This is a genomic window from Metaclostridioides mangenotii (assembly GCF_017873185.1).
In the GTDB taxonomy this organism is placed as follows: domain Bacteria; phylum Bacillota; class Clostridia; order Peptostreptococcales; family Peptostreptococcaceae; genus Metaclostridioides; species Metaclostridioides mangenotii.
On record NZ_JAGGJX010000006.1, the window covers coordinates 153,651 to 174,951 of the forward strand.

General features: G+C 32.3%; 19 protein-coding genes. All 19 read left to right on the top strand.

Features of this window, described 5'->3' with window-relative positions:
* The first annotated feature begins 310 nt into the window (after window positions 1–310).
* The 19 genes from ispE to J2Z43_RS12655 all read left to right on the top strand — a co-directional run bounded on the left by ispE (window position 311) and on the right by J2Z43_RS12655 (window position 21,024).
* The gene (gene ispE / locus J2Z43_RS12565) at window positions 311–1,192 is read left to right on the top strand and encodes a 4-(cytidine 5'-diphospho)-2-C-methyl-D-erythritol kinase (protein ID WP_209457466.1); all 882 of its coding nucleotides are present in this window, start codon (window positions 311–313) and stop codon (window positions 1,190–1,192) included.
* Window positions 1,185–1,877: a GntR family transcriptional regulator gene (locus tag J2Z43_RS12570; protein WP_209457467.1), complete on the top strand. Its 693-nt coding sequence runs from the start codon at window positions 1,185–1,187 to the stop codon at window positions 1,875–1,877. The genes ispE and J2Z43_RS12570 overlap by 8 nt, the downstream gene beginning before the upstream one ends.
* A gap of 69 nt (window positions 1,878–1,946) precedes the next feature.
* Entirely contained in the window at window positions 1,947–3,554 is a 1,608-nt protein-coding gene (locus J2Z43_RS12575) for a PucR family transcriptional regulator (RefSeq protein WP_209457468.1), read from the top strand.
* 295 nt (window positions 3,555–3,849) lie between these two features.
* Window positions 3,850–5,151, top strand: a complete 1,302-nt coding sequence (locus tag J2Z43_RS12580; RefSeq protein ID WP_209457469.1) for an MFS transporter — start codon at window positions 3,850–3,852, stop codon at window positions 5,149–5,151.
* A gap of 4 nt (window positions 5,152–5,155) precedes the next feature.
* Complete coding sequence (locus J2Z43_RS12585) at window positions 5,156–6,325, top strand: amidohydrolase (protein ID WP_209457470.1); 1,170 nt, start codon at window positions 5,156–5,158, stop codon at window positions 6,323–6,325.
* A gap of 128 nt (window positions 6,326–6,453) precedes the next feature.
* Window positions 6,454–7,623: a M20 metallopeptidase family protein gene (locus J2Z43_RS12590; protein ID WP_209457471.1), complete on the top strand. Its 1,170-nt coding sequence runs from the start codon at window positions 6,454–6,456 to the stop codon at window positions 7,621–7,623.
* A gap of 217 nt (window positions 7,624–7,840) precedes the next feature.
* Window positions 7,841–8,500: a stage II sporulation protein R gene (spoIIR, locus tag J2Z43_RS12595; protein ID WP_209457472.1), complete on the top strand. Its 660-nt coding sequence runs from the start codon at window positions 7,841–7,843 to the stop codon at window positions 8,498–8,500.
* Window positions 8,501–8,836: 336 nt separating this feature from the next.
* Entirely contained in the window at window positions 8,837–9,646 is an 810-nt protein-coding gene (murI, locus tag J2Z43_RS12600; protein ID WP_209457473.1) for a glutamate racemase, read from the top strand.
* 31 nt (window positions 9,647–9,677) lie between these two features.
* Window positions 9,678–10,094, top strand: coding sequence for a DUF1934 domain-containing protein (locus tag J2Z43_RS12605; protein WP_209457474.1), 417 nt, complete (start codon window positions 9,678–9,680; stop codon window positions 10,092–10,094).
* 174 nt (window positions 10,095–10,268) lie between these two features.
* Complete coding sequence (gene tilS, locus J2Z43_RS12610) at window positions 10,269–11,660, top strand: tRNA lysidine(34) synthetase TilS (protein ID WP_209457475.1); 1,392 nt, start codon at window positions 10,269–10,271, stop codon at window positions 11,658–11,660.
* 31 nt (window positions 11,661–11,691) lie between these two features.
* On the top strand, window positions 11,692–13,740 hold the full coding sequence (gene ftsH / locus J2Z43_RS12615; RefSeq protein ID WP_209457476.1) for an ATP-dependent zinc metalloprotease FtsH: 2,049 nt from the start codon (window positions 11,692–11,694) through the stop codon (window positions 13,738–13,740).
* Between the two features lie 140 nt (window positions 13,741–13,880).
* Window positions 13,881–14,666: a biotin--[acetyl-CoA-carboxylase] ligase gene (locus tag J2Z43_RS12620; RefSeq protein ID WP_234926388.1), complete on the top strand. Its 786-nt coding sequence runs from the start codon at window positions 13,881–13,883 to the stop codon at window positions 14,664–14,666.
* Window positions 14,659–15,654 (top strand): P1 family peptidase, encoded by a 996-nt coding sequence (locus J2Z43_RS12625; RefSeq protein ID WP_209457477.1) that lies wholly within the window; start codon window positions 14,659–14,661, stop codon window positions 15,652–15,654. The genes J2Z43_RS12620 and J2Z43_RS12625 overlap by 8 nt, the downstream gene beginning before the upstream one ends.
* Window positions 15,655–15,895: 241 nt before the next feature.
* Window positions 15,896–16,489, top strand: coding sequence for an ECF transporter S component (locus J2Z43_RS12630; RefSeq protein ID WP_209457478.1), 594 nt, complete (start codon window positions 15,896–15,898; stop codon window positions 16,487–16,489).
* A gap of 6 nt (window positions 16,490–16,495) precedes the next feature.
* A complete protein-coding gene (locus J2Z43_RS12635) occupies window positions 16,496–17,266 on the top strand; it encodes a type III pantothenate kinase (RefSeq protein WP_209457479.1) in 771 nt (256 codons plus the stop codon).
* A gap of 92 nt (window positions 17,267–17,358) precedes the next feature.
* Complete coding sequence (dusB, locus tag J2Z43_RS12640) at window positions 17,359–18,327, top strand: tRNA dihydrouridine synthase DusB (RefSeq protein ID WP_209457480.1); 969 nt, start codon at window positions 17,359–17,361, stop codon at window positions 18,325–18,327.
* A 103-nt stretch (window positions 18,328–18,430) separates the two neighbouring features.
* Complete coding sequence (gene greA / locus J2Z43_RS12645) at window positions 18,431–18,910, top strand: transcription elongation factor GreA (RefSeq protein WP_027703073.1); 480 nt, start codon at window positions 18,431–18,433, stop codon at window positions 18,908–18,910.
* 21 nt (window positions 18,911–18,931) lie between these two features.
* Entirely contained in the window at window positions 18,932–20,470 is a 1,539-nt protein-coding gene (lysS, locus tag J2Z43_RS12650; RefSeq protein ID WP_209457481.1) for a lysine--tRNA ligase, read from the top strand.
* A gap of 365 nt (window positions 20,471–20,835) precedes the next feature.
* The gene (locus J2Z43_RS12655; RefSeq protein ID WP_209457482.1) at window positions 20,836–21,024 is read left to right on the top strand and encodes a hypothetical protein; all 189 of its coding nucleotides are present in this window, start codon (window positions 20,836–20,838) and stop codon (window positions 21,022–21,024) included.
* The last annotated feature ends 277 nt before the right edge of the window (window positions 21,025–21,301 follow it).

Genomic DNA, 21,301 nt, shown 5'->3' on the forward strand with positions numbered 1-21,301 from the left:
GGAAACAATAAGAAGAATAGTTTTGCTAGGAAATTGTCTCAGAAGAATGAATTGCTTCAAATCGAGTGAATAGCTGAAACGATAAGATTTATGATTTATTATAAGGGTAGAAATTATGAAGTGTATTTCATAATTTCTACCCTTTGTTTCTATTTTAATTTTAATTATCTCTAAATGTAAAAATTACAAAATTCTGTAAAAAAAGCTAGCTTTTTTTAAAATCTTTAAAAGGTGATGAGGAAAACGGATATTTTATAGTATAATTAATATATAACAAATTGAATTTGAATTCATGATACGGGAGGCAGTTATGGGGTTTATACAATTAAAGAGTAGAGCTAAGATAAATTTATCTATAGATGTTGTAGGAAAAAGAGAAGATGGATACTCTTTAGTAGAGATGATCATGCAATCGATAGATTTGTACGATATTATCAAAATAAAAGAAATAGATAATAATAGCATAAAAATTAGAAGCAATAGCTCAAATATGCCTTTAGATAGACGCAATATAGCTTATAAAGCTGCAGAACTGTTTAAAAAAGAGTTTGGCATATCAAAAGGTTTAGAAATATATATAGAAAAAAATATTCCTATAGCGGCAGGTCTGGCTGGAGGAAGCTCTAATGCAGCAGCAGTGTTAGTAGGACTCAACAAATTATGGAATCTAAACCTAACAGAAACTGAACTTAAAAATATAGGGGTTAAATTGGGTGCAGATGTACCGTTTTGTATATCTGGAAGACCGGCTCTTGCTCAAAATATAGGAGAAGAGTTGACTGATATAAAGGGTCTTCCATATGGGACAAACATTGTAGTCTGCAAACCGAATTTATTTGTATCTACAAAAGATGTATACCAGGATTTAAATATGAAAGTAATAAATTCAAGACCTAATACAAAATTTTTGCTAAATAAACTTGAAGAAGAAGATCTAGAATCCGTCTCTAAAAACATGGTAAATGTATTGGAAAGTGTAACATCAAAGAAGCATAGACAAATAAATGAAATTGAGAGTATTATTATGGGTGCCAATGCTTTAGGGGCTTTGATGAGTGGTAGTGGTCCGACTGTTTTTGGGATATTTAAAAATCAAGAGGATGCATTGAACTGTAAACTGGAACTATTGAAAAGGTATGAACAAGTATATTTTACTAATAATAGTGATAAAGGGGTTGAAATCAATGTATAACTTGCTTAAGTTAGATTTGCATAACTATAGACCATTGAGAGATGTAGTATTTGAAAATTTAAGAGAATCAATTTTAACAGGTAGATTAAAACCAGGGCAAAGGCTTATGGAAATCCAATTGGCAGAAGGTTTAGGAGTTAGCAGGACACCTGTAAGAGAGGCTATTAGAAAACTGGAACTTGAGGACTTAGTAGTGATGCTGCCTAGAAAAGGTGCGTATGTAACCAATATGTCATTAAAAGAGATACTAGATGTATTGGAAGTGAGGGCAACTTTAGAGAGTTTAGCGGCAAAATTGGCAGCTAAAAAGAGAAATGATATAGATATTGAAAACTTAAAACAAATTTCAAAAAGATTTAAAAAACTCACTGAAAAAGGAAACAAGAATGATATGGTGACGATCTCTGAAATGGATATAGAACTTCACCACTGCATATTTAGTATAGCAAATAACAAATCTCTAACTAAGTCGACTAAGATTATATGGGAAAAAGAATATAAATTTAGATTGTCCTATATGAGTGATTATGATATGTCACTTAGAATAGCTGACGAACATGAAAAATTAATAAAAGCGATAATAGATGGCGATGTCACAGAAGCTGAAAAATACGCGTTAAATCATATTAAAAATAGCGAAGAGTATATAATTAATAATGCAACACTCAAAAGCGCAGAATTATAAGAAGGGAAACCTTCTTTTTCTTTTATTCAAATACTAGAATCGTATAAATAAATATTAAGGAGGAGTATTTTGGGAGAGAAAACGACTGTAAGAGATATTTTAAATAACCCACAGTTTGAAGGTATGGAGGTTATTGCTGGAGAAAAGGGATTGGACAGAATTGTAAAATCTATAACAGTTATGGATGCACCTGATCCGTTTCCATGGACAACAGGCAATGAAATTGTATTGTGTAGTGGATATATATTTAAAGTAAATCCAGATCTGTTTACAGATACAATTAGAAAATTACACAATAACGGGATGTCATCGATGTTTTTGAAACTATCTAGATTTATAAAAGTTTTACCAGACGATGTTAGACAAGTAGCTGACGAATTAAACTTTCCGATAATTAATGTACCCATGAGGTTTGCATTCATAGATGTCATAAACCCTGTCCTTATACAAATAATAGACCACCAATCAGAATCACTTAAGATATCAGAAGAAATAAACAATAAGTTTTCTAACATAGTTATAAACAATGAAGGAATGCAAGTGATAATAGATGTATTGGCTGGTTTGCTAAAGGAAGATGTACTCTATTATGATTTACATTTCCAAAAGATGTATTTTTCTAATAACAAAAATCATTTGTACGAAGGTATAAAAAAACTTAATATAAAATCAATACTTGAGAAATATGATCATTATAGAATTGGTGTGAATAATGAGACGTACGGTTACATCATATTTTTAAATGATAATGGGTTTACCATTGATAGTGATGCAAACAATGCTTTGACACATGTAAATACAGCGATAATATTAGATATACAGAAAAAGATATCAAGTATGCAGATAAAAGAGAGACATAAAAATGAATTTGTACAAGACCTCATTATGAATAATATTAAGTCTAAAGACGAGATTAAAAGTAGGGCTTCAATATATGGATGGAATTTCTCCGGGAATATATGCACAATGGTCGTCGATATAGATGATTTTAAAGAGGAGTATATAAAGCTCGAAAATAAATCATATATCGATAGGATTGAGAATGAAAGTAAAAAAATACTGAATACTTGTATTGACTTTATGAAAATAATGTACAATGACACAGCATATGTTAAATTCAGTGATAGTATTGTATTTGTGATACAGTTAGACGAAAAGAGAGAAAACGATTTTGATAAGTATTTAAAAAAGTTGGGTGATGATTTAAGAATAGCTATTTCCAGTAAACATAAGTTTACTGCAACAGTAGGGTTTGGAAGCACAAAGACCGATGTAATGGAAACGCATAAAAGTTATGAAGAAGCTAGTTTGTCGATAAAGATAGGTAGGATAATTCACAAAGGTCATGACGCTACTATATTATACGATAAACTTGGCGTGTACAGACTTCTATATACAATTTATAAAAATGAAGAGTCAAAAGAATTTTATAAAGAAAAATTATCTGCTATCTTAGAACACGATAAAAATTATAATTCAGAGCTTTTAAAGACTCTTTTGTGTATTATAGATAATGATTGGAATTTAAAAAATTCAGCTAAAGATATGTTTGTACATTACAATACAATGAAGTATAGATATAAGAAAATTTGTGAATTGATGAAAGATGATTTAAATAATTCAGAATCTAGAATGAATCTGTTATTGGCGGTTAGAATATATCAGATGTTCGATTAGTTTGATTTTAAAAAATACAATAGTTTATTTAAAGCTGGGAAATCAACCTGGCTTTTTTTGTTTTCAATATTAATATCTAAAAGCATCTGTACGATCTATTTTATCTGAAAAGTTTGACAATGTTCGCTTATACTCGGCAATATTGAATTTCATATGTTCTATAGATACAAAAAAAATAGGATTTATTTGTTTCCAAAGAACGATGAAATATTTTTCAGAATAAATTAAACTATTTATAAATTGAATTATAAATTGCAAAATAAATATTCGAAGCAATTGAAAGGGGCGAAAAAGAATGTCGAAAAATAACGGTATCATAACAAATGAATCTAAAGCAAGTTCGTATAGGTGGGTAGTGTGGGGTATATTAGTAGTTATTTATCTTACAGTATTCTTCCACAGAATGTCAGTTGGAGTTATAGTTGGAGATTTAGAGCAGTCGTTTGGGATGACTGCAACACAAATAGCAAATTTAGGTGCAATGTACTTCTACGCATATACATTTATGCAAGTGCCTACAGGGATTTTAGTCGATTATTTAGGACCTAAGAAAACAGTTATAGCTGGTAGTATTGTAGCCGCAGTTGGTTCAATATTATTTTCGTTCTCAGGTACTATAATGTTTGCGTACCTAAGTAGACTTCTTGTTGGTTTAGGTGTATCAGTTGTATTCTTATCTATACTTAAGATACAGGCTAACTGGTTCCCAGCAAAAGATTTCGCTACAATGAGTGGAGTTACAAGTTTTATAGGAAGTTTAGGTGGATTACTCGCACAGACACCACTTTTAATAATAGTTGGTTTAGTAGGTTGGAGGGCTTCATTCTTATCAATGGGTGTCATATCTGTAGCTCTTGCTTTCCTAGTGATGGTATTCATCAAGAATACACCTAGCGAAAAAGGTCTACCAGAAGTAAATCCAGTTCAATCAACTCCTTCAGGGCAATCTGAAAGTATCATGCAACAATTGTTTGCAATAATTAAAAACCCTAAAGTTTGGTTCCCAGCAGTAGCTTTTGGGACAATAAATGGATCAACGTTATTATTCTCAGGTACATTCGGCGTTCCATACTTGATGGAAACGTTTGATATAACCAAAACAGCAGCAGCTAATATAGTTTCTTTATGTCTATTGGGTTCAGGGGTAGCATGTTTATTAGTTGGTAAGATTTCAGATACAATGCAAAATAGAAAGATACCTATGTTGGTGCTTTCAGCAACAGGAATAATCGGTTGGGCTATCCTAGTGTTTATGGGTTCAAACATACCATTATGGTTAGTAACAGTAGCTTCAATAATGATAGGTGTAGCAGGATCAATAGGAGTAATTTGTTGGTCGCTTGGTAAAGAAGTTAACGACCCAAAGTTAGCGGGTATGTCAATGTCGATAGTTAATGTTTGTGGATTCTTCTTTGCAGCAATACTACCAGTAATCTGTGGTAAATTTGTTGATGCAAATTTAGCTAAAGGTTTAGACCTTGCAGCTTCATATAGAGGGGCATTTATTGTTCCAGTAATGGCAGTTGTAGTATCATTTGTATTTGCATTATTAGCAACAGAGACAAAAGCAAAGAATATATATAAGGGGGTAAGGTGATATTATGCCAAATATACTAGATAAATCAAAAGGGATTGAAGATTATATTGTATCTTTCAGAAGAGAAATGCACGAAAATCCAGAGTTAAGTGGTCAAGAGGTTAGAACACAAGCAAGAATAATAGAAGAATTAGAAAAGCTTGGGGTAGAATATAGAAAAGCAGGAAGAACTTCAATTATAGCGTGGATAAAAGGTGACAAGCCAGGTAAAATTGTAATGCTTAGGGGAGATATAGATGCTCTACCAGTATTAGAAGAATCAGGTGTTGAATATGCGTCAACGCAAGAAGGTTTAATGCATGCTTGCGGGCATGACACACATACAGCTATGCTACTTGGGGCAGTAAAGCTTTTATCAGGAATGAAAGATCAAATAAATGGTGAAGTAAGATTTTTCTTCCAAGAAGCAGAGGAAACATTTGAAGGAGCAAAATTAATAATAGCAGATGGCGGTATGGAAGGTGTAGACGGTTGCTTTGGTATGCATAACTTTCCAGATGTTGAAAAGGGTAAAATAGTTATAAATCCTGGGTATATATCAGCAGGATGTGATACTATACACGTTAAATTTGAAGGTGTTTCAGGACATGGATCAACTCCACATCTAGCAAAAGACACAATACATCCAGCAGCAATGTTTGTTACAGATATACAAGGTATAGTTACTAAAAATGTAAATGCTCAAGAGCCGATAGTAATATCAGTAGGTAAATTTTCAGGAGGTACAAAAGCAAATATAGTAGCAAAATACACAGAACTCGATATATCATTAAGATATTTCAATAAAGACGTAAGAGATTTAGCCCTTAAAGCTTTACAAAGACATGCTAAAGCAATAGCAGAGGCATACGAAATAAAAGTTGATATAGAGATAATACCAAGTACATTAAGTGTATACAATGATGATGATTTAACTGTACTAGCTAGAAAATCAGCTCACGAAGTATTTGGAGATGACTGTCTTGATGATATGCCAAAACTTATGGGATCAGAAGATATGTCGTTCTACTTTGAACATGCAAAAGGAGTATTCGCATGGATTGGTTCAGGCAATAAAGCTAAGGACTGTGTTTATCCTCCTCATCATGAAAAATTCAAAGTTGATGAAGATTTCTTAAAATACGGCTCAGCACTACATGTTCAATTTGCATTAGACTTCCTTAACCAAAAATAAATCTAAAAAAACAGCAACAATACAGAGAGTACTAACATTTATTCTATATAGAAGTTAGTACTTTCTAGTATAAAAATTTAAGTAAGATAAATAAAAATAGAAAATACATTTAAGAATGGAGTATTAATATGTCAGATATACTAAGCAGGGCGAAAGGAATTGAAGATTATATAATAGCATTTATGAGAGAAATGCACGAAAATCCTGAATTAAGTGGTCAAGAGGTTAGAACACAAGCAAGAATAATAGAAGAATTAGAAAAAATAGGTGTTGATTATAAGAAAGCTGGCAGAACGTCTGTTGTAGCATGGATAAAAGGCAATAAGCCAGGTAAAACAGTAGTGCTTAGAGCGGATATAGATGCACTCCCAATGCAAGAGGAATCAGATGTAGATTTTAAATCAAATGTGGATGGAAGAATGCACGCTTGTGGTCATGATGCGCATGCTTCAATGTTGATGGGTGCTGTAAAACTTTTATCAGAGATGAAGGATCAGATAAAAGGAGAAGTAAGGTTCTTCTTTCAAGAAGCTGAAGAAACGTTTGAAGGAGCCAAGAGAATAATAGCAGAAGGTTGGATGAAAGGTGTAGACGCATGTTTTGGAATACACAATTATCCTGAAATAGAAGTAGGAAAACTAGCCATAAATAAAGGTTATATACAAGCAGGATGTGATACTATATACGTGAAATTTGAAGGGGTATCAGGTCATGGATCAACTCCACATCTAGCAAATGATACAATACACCCAGCAGCTATGTTTGTCACAGATATTCAAGGAATTATTACTAAAAATGTAGATGCTCAAGAACCTATAGTTGTGTCGGTAGGAAAATTTAACGGAGGCACAAAAGCAAATATAATAGCTAAGTACACAGAACTGGATATATCGATGAGGTCATTTGAAAGAGAAGCTAGAGCCAGAGTTCATGAAGCAATAAAAAGGCATGCCAAGGCTATTGCAGATGCTTATGAAATAAAGGTAGATGTAAATATAGAAGAAAGTGCATTAAGTGTATACAACGATGAAGTACTTGCAGATGTTGCAATAGGATCTTCTTTTGAGTTATTCGGTGAAGATAGAGTGGTTGAATTAAATAAGCTGATGGCATCAGAAGACATGTCTTTTTACTTAGAGTATGCAAAGGGAGTAACAGCTTGGCTAGGCTCGAAAAATGTTGAGAAGGGATGTATTTATCCACCTCACCATGAAAAGTTCAAAGTTGACGAGGACTTTTTAAAATATGGAGCAGCACTTCATTCGCAATTTGCAGTTAATTTTTTAAACCAAGAATAAGCTCATTATAATTTTTATATCAACAATACAAGAGTATTGACTATTACTTGAGTTTTAAAGCATCTGAACTCTTAATCAGGTGCTTCTTTATTTTATGTATTATTTCTTCTAATTATAAATTATTATAAATTAACTTACAAAGTTCAAGTAAAATATGAATAATTCAGCTGCTTCTGGTTATACTCCAAGATAGTAAAATCATAAAGGGGGCAGTTTGATGAAGATAAGAAAGATGAGATTAGTAGTTTTAATACTTGGATTAGTATCAGTTATAACAATAATGACCGTTACTATAAGTGGTGAAGCTCTTAAAATAAATAATATATCTAAAAATTACAAGGAAAAGTTGATAAGATTTCATGTAATAGCAAATAGCGACTCAGATGAAGATCAGGCGCTTAAACTAAAGGTTAGAGATGAGATAATATCATACCTTCAACCTAAACTGAAAAAATCTAAAAGCATAGAAGAAAGTGAAAAAATAATAAAAAGTGAGTACAAGAACTTAATGAATATAAGTAATAAAGTTATAGCTGCAAATGGCTACGACTACAATGTGAAGGTAGGTATTACATACAGCAAATTCCCTACAAAACAGTATTCTAACATGGTATTGCCAGCGGGAGAGTATAAGGCATTAAAAGTTGTGATTGGAAAAGGTGAGGGTAAAAATTGGTGGTGTGTGATGTTTCCACCACTATGCTTTGTAGATGAGGAAAATGGAGTTATAGATAAGGAGACGGATGAGAAACTTAGAAGTGTATTATCTGATGAAGAGTATAAGCTTATAACTCAAAAAAATAGAGATAGTGCAGGTAAAACTAAGATGAAGTTTAAAATTGTTGAAATAATGGAAAAAATAGAAAAATCATTTTAAATTTATTATATGAAATAAAAGAAAAACCCAAGTAGACATATAGATATCTATTTTGCTATTTAAGTATTGATTTTTAGACTTTATTCTTTAGATAATTAATAAAAGATATAAATAAAAATAAGGAAGCAAATTGTGTGCTATCTTTTTTAGAAAATTTATTCTATTTAAGGATAGCTCCTTTATTTTTTTGTTAAAATAATCTATAATTATCATTTAGGTAATAATTTTATAAGAAACGATAAATTGAAATATCAATAGAATATATAACTAAATACAAAAATATCTAAAAAACATATAAATGGAAAACATAATGTAAAAGCAAAGTGGGTGTAGTGAATGAGTGATAGACCTGTAGGAGTATTTGACTCGGGACTAGGGGGATTGACGGTTTTAAAAGAGATAACAAAGATATTACCAAATGAAAATATAGTTTACTTTGGAGATACGGCAAGAGTACCTTATGGTACGAGATCTAAAGAAACTGTTATGAAATATACATTTCAAGCTATAAATTTCCTTAGAAGTAAGGATGTAAAGGCTATTGTAATAGCATGTAATACAGCTACAGCTAGATCTTTAATAGAAGCTCAAGATCATTACGATATTCCTATACTAGGAGTAATTGAAGCTGGTGCTAGAACAGCTGCAAATACTACTGAAAATAATATAGTGGGAATAATCGGGACTGAAGGTACAATAAGGTCAAAGGCCTACAATAAAGAAATAGCAAAGTTGAATAAAGATATAAAAATAGTAGACAAAGCATGTTCTTTATTTGTTCCAATTGCAGAAGAAGGTTGGGCAAATACAGATGTAGCTAAACTTACAGCAAAGAGATACCTAAAAGAATTAAAGGATCAAGATATAGATTGTCTTGTGTTGGGATGCACACACTACCCAATACTTAAAAGGACTATTGGGGAAGAATTAGGTATGGATATAAAATTAGTAAATCCGGCAAAAGAAACAGCAATGGATCTAAAAAAAGTACTAGAGGATCAAGGTGACTTAAACAATGAAAACGGGGAAGGTGTAAAGTATGAATACTATGTATCTGATATACCAGAGAAGTTTTCGTCAATAGCAAATGAATTCTTGAAAAAAGAGATAACAGATGTAAACAAAGTAGAAATACAAAAATACTAATTTGTCATGTAGATATTTGGAGGAAAGTATTTTGAATGTAAATATAGATATTAATACGAGACAAGAAATCGGAGATAATGAAGTAGATATTATTAGATTAAAGACATCAGGCAAGATATACTATAAAAAAGACGGAGTATATGTAATCTATAAAGATGCAGATGAAGGGTTTGAAGTCACTAACACAATAAAAATTAAAGAAGGCGAGATAAGCATAAAGAAATTTGGACATGTTAATTCGCTTATGACATTCAATGAAGGTGTTTTAACTACTACTAAATACAAAACTCCACAAGGTGTGTTTTTCATGGATGTTAAGACTAATTCCTTGTCGATAGCATTTAATGAAGACGGCAGTGTACAAGTAAATATAAACTATAATATTGTGATACAAGATTTATTCTCTGGAGTAAATGATATAAATATAAAGATTTTTAAAGCTGAATAGCTCTAATTATTTTGAGAAATTTTATAAAGGTAGTTAAAAAACTACCTTTTAATTAATTTATTTGGTATTATTGTATTTATATAAAACTTAAAAATCTTAAAAAACAAGGATTTAAGAGTTTTTTATAGAAAACATACTTTAAGTTAATAAAAACTAAGTATAAGAGGGATTGATATGGTATTTGAAAAAGTTATGAATACAATAAAAAATCACAATTTAATTAAAAAAGGTGATAAGATTGTTTTAGGCATTTCTGGTGGACCTGATTCAGTGTGTCTATTGCACGTTTTAAATAGATTAAAAGAAGAATTAGATATAGAAATATATGCAGCCCATTTAAACCACCAAATAAGGGGTTTAGAAGCTCAAAGGGATGCTTTATTTGTATCTCAACTATGCGAGGAATTGGGCATTATTTTTTTTGTGAAATCAATTGATATACCAAAATACTGCGAAGATAATGGAATATCTTTGGAAGATGGAGCTAGAAGAAAACGCTACGAAATGTTCTACGAAATAAGAGAAAAAACTCATGCAGACAAAATAGCTCTAGGTCACAACATGAATGACCAAGCAGAGACTATTCTAATGCGTATGATGAGGGGCACAGGACTTCAAGGCTTAAGAGGTATAGAATATATGCGAGATGGTTGTTTAATTAGACCGATACTCGATTTAAGTAGAGATGAGATAGAAAATTACTGTGAAGAGCATAACTTAAATCCGCGCATAGACCAGACAAATTTAGAAAGCATATATACTAGAAATAAAATCAGGTTAGAATTATTGCCTTATATGAAGGAAAATTTCAATTCTAATATAGTAGAGTCTATAGTTAGAATGGGTAAAAACTTAAAAAGCGACAGCGATTTCATAGAATGTGAAGCGCAAAATGTATTTAATGATGTTTTAGAGCATGGAGAGAGCGAATACGGCATAGAAATAGATATACAGACTTATTCAAAACTTCAAAATGCAATGAAATCTAGAGTAATTAGATATGGGATAAAAAAAGTTCTAGGTGATACTAACTTTATTGATCAAGTACATATTGACGATGTTATGTCTCTAGAGAGTAATTCTAAAATAGATAAAATGATAATACTTCCAAGAGGTATGTTTGCATATAGGAAAAAAGATAGTATAATACTAACAGATAAAGAACTTGTAACTGATGAAGTAGAATTTTGTTACAATGTTCCTTACAATGGCTTTATTAAAATAAAAGAGATAAATAAAGTTGTTCAGACAGAAATTATCAGTATCGAAAGATATAAAAGCATGAGGCTTGGAAAAAATTCTAAAGGATTTGATTTTAACAAGATAAAGGGAGGGGTAGTAATTAGGAATAGAAAACAAGGTGATAAAGTAAAACTAGCCGTAGGTAGTAAAAAAATTAAAGATTTGTTTATAGATTTAAAAATACCTAAGGAAGATAGATGTAGGATACCTATAGTTCTAGATGAAAATGGTGTTATGTGTGTAGGTGATTATAGGCTCAGTGAAGATTATAAAGTTGATGAGAATACACGAGAAGTCTTAAAAATTACTTTTAACAATTTATAGAAAAAACAACAGTGAGAGGAGGACTTCTATATTGGATAAGAAGCTTAAAGGGTTTGGATTCTATATAATTATCTTCGTAGTTATAATTGGGGTTGCACAGCTTTATAATAAGCCACAAGAAGATGTAGAGAATCTAAAATTTTCGACAGTTTACAGTGAGCTGACAAAAGGCCAAATAAGAGAAATTAAATTTATTAGTGGAACTCAAGTCGAAGGTGAAAGAGTTAAACTAGATGACAAAAATAAAGTAATAAAAGCAGATAAAGAAGGAAAGATAGTAACAGAAAAAAATGAGAAAACTGCTAAAGGTGTTAAAGAAAAACGTTATAAGTTTAAATCATATGTTCCAACAGAAGTTATGGGTGATAAACTTGCCGATGAGGTATTAGACCAGGCGGAGGCAGGAACATTAAAACTTACTGGGGAGCCTCGTCCTACAACACCATGGTTTGTTGAGATGTTACCGACTATGTTGATACTTTTCCTTATGGTTGTGCTTTGGTTTGTATTTATGAACCAGTCTCAAGGCGGTGGCGGAAAAGTTATGAGTTTTGGTAAATCAAAAGCCAAAGTTCATAAAGATGATGAAAAGACGAGAGTCAGATTTAAAGATGTAGCTGGACTAGAAGAAGAAAAAGAGGATTTACAAGAGGTTGTCGACTTCTTAAAGAATCCAAAAAAATATATTGAGCTTGGAGCCAGAATTCCAAAGGGAATGCTTATGGTTGGACCTCCAGGTACAGGTAAGACATACTTATCAAAAGCTGTTGCTGGAGAAGCAGGAGTACCATTCTTCAGTATAAGTGGTTCAGACTTCGTTGAAATGTTTGTTGGAGTTGGGGCTTCAAGGGTTAGAGATTTATTTGATCAAGCTAAGAAGAGTTCACCGGCTATAATATTTATCGATGAGATAGATGCTGTTGGTAGAAAAAGAGGTGCTGGCCTTGGCGGTGGACACGACGAGAGAGAGCAAACTCTTAACCAATTGTTAGTCGAGATGGATGGTTTTGGTGTAAACCAAGGAATAATAATAATGGCTGCAACAAATAGACCAGATATTCTTGACCCGGCGTTACTTAGACCTGGTAGATTTGACAGACAGGTTGTAGTTGGTACGCCAGATGTAAAAGGTAGAGAAGCTATATTCAAGGTTCACTCTAGAAACAAGCCTCTTGATGAATCTGTTAAGATGGATGTGTTAGCTAGAAGAACACCTGGATTTACTCCAGCGGATATAGAGAATCTTATGAATGAAGCAGCAATATTAACTGCTAGAAAAAGAGAAAAGAAAATAAAGATGGAAACTATAGAAGAGGCTATCACAAAAGTTATTGCAGGTACGGCCAAGAAGTCTAGAGTAATAAGTGAAAAGGAAAGAAGACTTACAGCTTACCATGAAGCAGGTCATGCAATATGTGCGCATGTACAAGAAAATGTAAGTCCTGTACATCAAGTTACTATAGTTCCAAGAGGTATGGCTGGTGGATTCACAATGCAATTACCTGTAGAAGACAAATTCTACGCAACTAAAAATGAGATGGAAGAAAACATAGTAGTTTTACTTGGAGGAAGAGTTTCTGAAGAGTTGATACTAAAAGATATTTCTACAGGAGCTTCTAATGACTTGGAGAGAGTAACTGCAACTGCAAGAGGTATGGTTACTAAATACGGTATGAGCACTAAGCTTGGACCTATGTCATTCGACAGTCAAGATGAAGTATTCTTAGGAAACAGTTTCTCAAGTACTAGACACTACTCTGAGTCTGTAGCTTTTGAAATAGATAAAGAAGTAAAAGAGATTGTAGATGAAGCATATGGAATGACCAAAAAAATATTACTAGATAATATGGATAGACTAGAGTATGTAGCTCAAGCTTTACTACTTTACGAAACTCTTGATGCAGATCAATTCTTAAAGGCTTTTAACAAAGAATTGTCTCTAGGTAGTGGTGAAGAAGCTACTACAGTAGAAACAAGCAATGTAGAAAATCTTAAAGAAGAAAATAAATCAAAAAATGTGATCGAATTTAAAAAGAGCGATGATTCAGTTAAAGATGATGATTCAAATAAAGACGATTAGGTCAATTATATAAAGATTATAGAGAGTTATATCAAAGGCGATTTAAAGTTCGCTTTGATGTAACTCTTTTTTTATTTGTTTTTTAGAGTAACTTATATTAAAATTTTAGTAGACTTAACAAGAATTGGTGGTGGATTTAGTTGGATATACAAAGGATAAAAAATAACTTAGAGACAGATTTTATTGGTCAAAACATATTGTACTTGGATACAGTGGATTCAACAAATATGTATGCAAAGGAAATTGCAAAAGACAATACACATGGAACACTTATCATTAGTGAAGAACAAACTGCTGGAAAAGGCAGATTAGGTAAAAATTGGACTTCAAATTCCGGTGAAGGAATCTGGATGTCTTTAATATTAAAGCCTGAAATCAAAATACAAAATGCACCATTTTTGACATTAGTAGCTGGTGCGGCAGTTGCAAAATCATTGAACAGTTTGGGATTAGAAGCTCTTATAAAATGGCCTAATGATATTACATTAAATAGTAAAAAAATATGTGGTATATTGACTGAGCTATCTGCAGAAAATGAGAGTGTAAGCTATATTGTACTTGGAATGGGTATAAATGTTAATACTTTAAATTTTGAAGAAGAGATATCAGCTAAAGCTACATCGATTTTAAAAGAGGGATACAAAATAGATAGAGAAATTATTATTTTATATATATTAGAAGAGTTTGAAAAGATTTATAAAAACTATGTCAATGCATGTGATAAACATGAAACCTTAGCTTTAAACAGACGATTCTCAGCTATAATTGGTAAGAATGTAAATATAATAGAAAGCGGTGTAAGAAAATTAAAAAAATGTCTTGATATAAACGAAGATGGCAATCTTTTAGTTCAAGATGAAGATGGAACCATCACTGAAGTTAATTCTGGAGAAGTTTCTGTGAGAGGAGAAGGCGGATATGTATAACAACATTCTCGATGTAGAAGGATTAAAAGTTGGACAGGTAGAAAATGAAAAAGGTCTGACAGGCTGTACAGTCGTTCTGTGTGAAGAAGGAGCTACTTGTGGAGTAGATGTTAGAGGAGCTGCTCCAGGCACCAGAGAGACGGATCTATTAGATCCTATCAATATGGTACAAATGGTACATGCAGTAGTTTTATCTGGAGGTTCATCATTTGGGCTTGAAGCATCTTGTGGAGTAAGCAACTATTTAGAAGAACATGATATTGGATTTGATGTTGGAGTTACGAAGGTGCCTATAGTTGTTGGAGCAGTATTATTCGATTTAAGCGTTGGAGATTCTAAATGTAGGCCTGACAAGAAAATGGGATACAAAGCGTGTGAAGTGGCGACGAGCAAAGAGTTAAAACAAGGTAACTACGGTGCAGGATGCGGTGCGACCGTGGGAAAATCACGTGGACAAGAGTTTTCGATGAGGGGCGGAATTGGAAGCCACTCAATAAAGCTGGATAATGGACTCGTAGTTTCGGCTATAGTTGCAGTAAATGCTTTTGGTGATATTTATGAAGGTGGAAATATTATAGCTGGAGTTTTAGATGATGACAAGAAAACAAAATTAAATAGCTATGAATTGATGAAAAAAGGTGTTTCTAGTGGAGGATTTAGTATAGATAACACTACAATTGGTGTTGTAGCAACTAATGCAATATTCACTAAAGCTGACTGTAAAAAGGTATCACAGATGGCTCATGATGGTTATGCTAGAGCGATTTTTCCTATACATACTCAACATGATGGAGATACTATTTTCACAATGTCTACAGGGAAAATTGAAGCAGATGTCACACTTGTAGGATCAATAGCAGTAGAGGTAGTGGAAAAAAGCATAGTAAATGCCGTTAAAAATGCAAAAAGTTCAGGAAGTCTAGTGTCTTACAGAGATTTAGAAAATGAATGTGCAAGTAAAAACACGAAAATTAAAATACTAAAATAAATAAAAGATAAAGTAAAATTAATTAAAAATAAAATAAATTTAGAATTATGACTCAATTTGAATAAATAACCTATTTTTAATAAATTATTGACAACGAAATATTGAATTGATAAAATTGTTTTGTCTAGCTAGCATTTTAGAATTCTAAAAGCTTGACTAAAGACAAAGTTTTAGAAGAGAAATTCAATAAGGTTTAAAAATAGTTCGGCATCTTTACAGAGCTGAAACGGAGGTGTATTTAATGAATACAAATGTATCAACAAGGAGCAAGATTAATTTAAGACAGATGACGGTTATAGGGTTATTATCAGCAGTATCTATAATGTTATCTATGACGCCTTTAGGATTTATACCGATAGGTCCAGTAAATGCCACAATAATGCATTTACCAGTTATCATAGGAGCTATTGTAGAAGGCCCAATAGTTGGAGCTGCTATAGGACTTATTTTTGGAGTGACTAGTTTGATTAGAGCTATAACAGCGCCTACAATAGTGTCTTTCGTATTTATGAATCCGATAGTTGCATTAGTTCCTAGAGTACTTATGGGAGTACTGTCTTATTATGTGTACAAGTTGATTTTAAAGGCTACAAAAAAGGTATACTTATCAGGGTTCGTAACAGGTCTAATTGGATCGTTGATGAACACTTGTGGAGTATTAGGGCTTGTATATCTTTTGTATGCTGATAAATATATGCATGCATTAGGTCTAAGCGGTTCTGGAGGCAAAGTTTTATTTGGACTTGCTGTGACCAATGGGATACCAGAAGCTGTAGTTGCGGCTTTAGTCGTTTCCTCGATTGCTGTTGCATTTAAAAAAAGGAAAGAAGGTTAGTGACATATGCTTCTAGTATTTGATATTGGAAATACAAATATGGGTTTAGGTGTTTTCAAAGGTAAAAAATTGATAAAAAATTGGAGAATCAATACAGATAAAGAAAAGACATCCGATGAGTACGGAATACTTATAGGTAGTTTATTTGAGAGAGATGGTTTGGATATAAAGAAAGTAGAAGACATAATAATATCTTCGGTAGTTCCAAATGTTATGCACTCATTAGAAAATTTTTGCTACAAATACTGCAACAAAAAACCGCTAGTAGTTGGACCAGGAGTTAAGACTGGTTTAAATATAAAATACGACAATCCAAAACAAGTAGGCGCAGATAGAATAGTAAATGCTGTTGCAGGGATAGAAAAGTATGTATCGCCTTTTATACTAGTTGATTTCGGTACGGCGACTACATTTTGTGCAATATCAGAAAATAATGAGTACTTAGGTGGAACTATTGCACCGGGTATAAAGATATCTAGTGAGGCTCTTTTCCAACGAGCATCAAAGTTGCCTAGAGTAGAGCTTATTAAACCGGGAGCTACAATTTGTAAAAGTACTGTTGCAGCTATGCAATCTGGCATAATTTACGGTTATGTTGGACTAGTTGACAAAATCATCGATATGATGAAAAAAGAATTAAATCATCCGGATATAAAAGTAATAGCTACAGGAGGTCTTGCAAATCTAATTGCATCTGAAACCGATAGTATAGATTATGTAGATTCGTTATTAACACTAGAAGGATTAAGGCTAATTTACGAAAAAAATAAAGAATAGATAAACAGGGAATTGGATAATATCTAGTTCCCTGTTTAAGATTATTTATAATTAAATCGCAATAATGTGAATACAGTAGTAAGGAGATAAATATGAAAATAGGAAATGTAGAGCTTGGAGGGAGAGTATTTTTAGCTCCTATGGCTGGAGTAACGGACCTTGCATTTAGACTTATATGCAAAGAAAAAGGATGCGATTTACTGTACACAGAGATGATAAACGCCAAAGCTCTGTGTTATGATGATGATAAGACCAAAAAAATGCTGAATATTAGAGAAGAGGAACATCCGGTATCTGTGCAAATTTTTGGATCAGATCCAAACTATATGGGTAGAGCTGCAGATATACTAAATGAATACCCAAATGAAATTTTGGACATAAATATGGGATGTCCAGCTCCTAAGGTTATAAAAAATGGAGATGGGTCAGCGCTTATGAGAAATCCAAAGCTAGCTGGAGAAGTATTGAAAGCAGTGGTCAAAAATTCAATTAAACCAGTGACTCTTAAAATCAGAAAAGGATGGGACGACAATAGCATAAACGCACTTGAAATAGCAAAAATAGCAGAAGATGCGGGTATATCGGCAATCGCAGTTCACGGTAGAACAAGAGAACAGTACTATTCGGGTGTAGCTGACTGGGATATAATAAAACAGGTTAAAGAAGCTGTCGGAGTTCCTGTTATAGGTAACGGTGATGTTTTTGATATAAAATCTGCAATAAAAATGTTAGACAAAACAGGTTGTGATGCTATAATGATAGGTAGGGGTTCTCAGGGTAACCCGTGGATTTTTAGTCAAATTAATAGTTATTTAGAAAATGGTATAGCCATTCCAGAGCCAAGCGCAGAAGAAAAAATACACACAGCAATTAAACATTTAAACTTAGCACTTGAAGAAGATGGTGAGTATGTAGCTGTTAGAGAAATGAGAAAACACATCGCTTGGTATTTAAAAGGGCTTAAAAATTCAGCGAGACTCAGAGACGAAATAAATAAGATAGAATCTTATGATGATGTAGTATTGAAACTACAGCGCTATTTAGAGGATTCCTTGACATAAAAATAAGAGTGACTTATAATATAGCGAATAAATTATAAAAGATTATAACTAATTAAAATAAATTAGGATTTTCCTAAAAGTATGCGAAAGGGATGTGGAAATGATGATAGATGTTAAAGAAACGTTATTGACGGAAGAAGGATATCAAAAGCTAGAAGACGAGTTAGAGTACTTAAAGGTTACTAAAAGAAAAGAAGTTGCTGAAAGAATAAAAGTAGCGATTTCATTCGGAGATTTATCTGAGAATGCTGAGTACGATGAAGCTAAAAATGAACAAGCACAATTAGAGGAAAGAATAGTTAAGTTAGAAAATATGCTTAGAAAAGCTGTAATAATAGATGAAAGCAATATAGATCTTAGCGTTGTAACGATAGGTTCTATAATCAAGCTAAAAGATCTAGAGTTTGATGAAGATATAGAATACGCTATAGTTGGTTCAGCTGAGGCAGATCCTTATGATGGAAAAATATCAAACGAATCTCCAGTTGGGCAAGCTCTGTTAGGAAGAAGTGTTGGCGAAACAGTCGAAGTTCAAGTTCCTGATGGAGTTATTAAGTTCGAAATTTTAGATATCAAAAGATAATAAGATAAATGGAGGTACGAAATGAATAACAATGGACAAAACAATGGAGAATCAGAAGTAATAGAAAATCTTAGTGAAGTTCTACAAGTTAGAAGAGATAAATTGAGTGAGTTACAAGACAATGGTAGAGATCCATTTAAAGAGACTAGATATGATAGAACTCATTTTTCAAACGAAATTAAAGACAACTTTGACGAATTAGAAGGTCAAGCTGCGAAAATAGCAGGTCGTATTATGAGTAAAAGAATCCAAGGAAAAGCTGGATTTATTGATATACAAGACCAAAATGGTAGAATTCAATCTTATATTAGAAAAGACACTATAGGCGAAGAAGACTATGATTATTTTAAAAAGTACGATATTGGAGATATAATTGGTATTGAAGGAGATATATTTAGAACTCAAAAGGGTGAAATATCTATAAAAGCAAAAAATGTAGTATTACTTAGTAAATCACTGCAAATTCTTCCAGAAAAATACCATGGACTAAAAGACCATGAGCTTAGATATAGACAAAGATATGTGGATTTAATAGTTAATCCAGAAGTTAAGCAAGCATTCTTATCTAGAACTAAGGCTTTAAAAGCGCTTAGAAGTTTCTTAGACGAGAGAGGGTTCTTAGAAGTTGAAACTCCTATCTTAAACACTATAGCTGGTGGAGCAAATGCTAAGCCTTTCGTAACTCACCACAATACTTTGGATATACCAATGTACTTAAGAATAGCTAATGAACTTTACTTAAAGAGATTAATAGTTGGTGGGTTTGATAAAGTTTACGAAATGGGTAGAATGTTTAGAAATGAAGGTATGTCTATAAAGCATAACCCTGAGTACACTGCTATGGAATTATACCAAGCATATGGTGATTATACAGATATGATGGATATAACAGAGAATTTAATTTCTCATATGGCTAAAGAGACTACTGGTAGTATGGTAATAAACTATCAAGGAACTGAAATAGACTTTACTCCTCCTTGGAAGAAAATGACTATGGAAGACTGTGTGAAAACATATACAGGAGTAGATTTCTCTACAATAAACACTGACGAAGAAGCTTTAGCAGTTGCACAAGAAAAAGGTATAGAAATAACACCTGGTATGAGAAGAGGAGAGATTATAAATGCTTTCTTTGAGGAATTTGGTGAAGATAAATTAATTCAACCTACATTCATAACTCATCATCCAGTTGAAGTATCTCCGCTTTCTAAGAGAAATGCAGAAGACCCAAGAAGAACAGACAGATTTGAGGCTTTTGCCAACAAATGGGAACTTGCGAATGCTTTCTCTGAGTTAAATGACCCGATTGATCAAAGAGATAGATTTATGGATCAAGAGAGAAAGAGAGAGCTAGGGGACGATGAGGCATTCGAAACTGATGAAGATTTCCTAAACGCTCTTGAAGTTGGTCTACCACCTACAGGAGGACTGGGAGTAGGTATAGATAGAGTTATAATGCTACTTACTAATTCTCCATCTATAAGAGATGTATTGTTATTCCCAACTATGAAACCAATAGACAATAATAACAATGACAATGACAACGACGATGAAAAGTAAAAATATTATCGTAAAATATAGTTTTTATTAGTAATGCGGTTTATATAATGATTACAATATTTTACTGCGGTTGTAGATAGTTTTTAATAAAGGCTCCTATTCTGTTTATTTATATGCAGATTTGTAGGGGTCTTTTTTTATTCACAATATATTAGTACTGTATTCATATTATATTTTACTTTACAATCATACAACATGTCCTATAAATTGATATGTGTTTTTGGTGGTTGTGACTTTATACTGATAAATTTTAGAAGATGTCATTTTATTGTGATACTATTTGAAGGAATTTTTGTAAAGGAAGTTGGAATAATAATAAGAATTGTATATACATAATAAATAATATATTGGGTGGAGGAACGGATATGTTTCAAATTGTTAATCTATTATGCTTTTTATGTATAAGTTTTTTGGTACTGGATGTTTTGGTTTTTATCTGTAAAGATGCAATAAATGTATTTGATAGCAGTATTAATGTTAAAAAGAAATCAAAAGTTCTCGTTAGAAGCGATCAATCAGCGGCAAATTACTATATGGAAAAAATAGCAAAATAAAAAAATATTTATTAAAAGGTTATACTGTTATTGTGTATATTTGGGGGTTTCAATAACAAAATTATAACCTTTTTTAATTTTTTTAAAAAAAAGTGTTGACTTAGATTTTAGATTTTGATATAGTAATACTTGTCTTCGAAAGAGACGCAAACAAAACACAAAAGAAACACTTGAAGAGTATTAAAAGAACATTGAAAATTAAACAGTAGGTTAATTTATAAGAAAACAAGAAACAAACCATATAAAGCCAGATATTAAAGATAACGATAGTATCTGA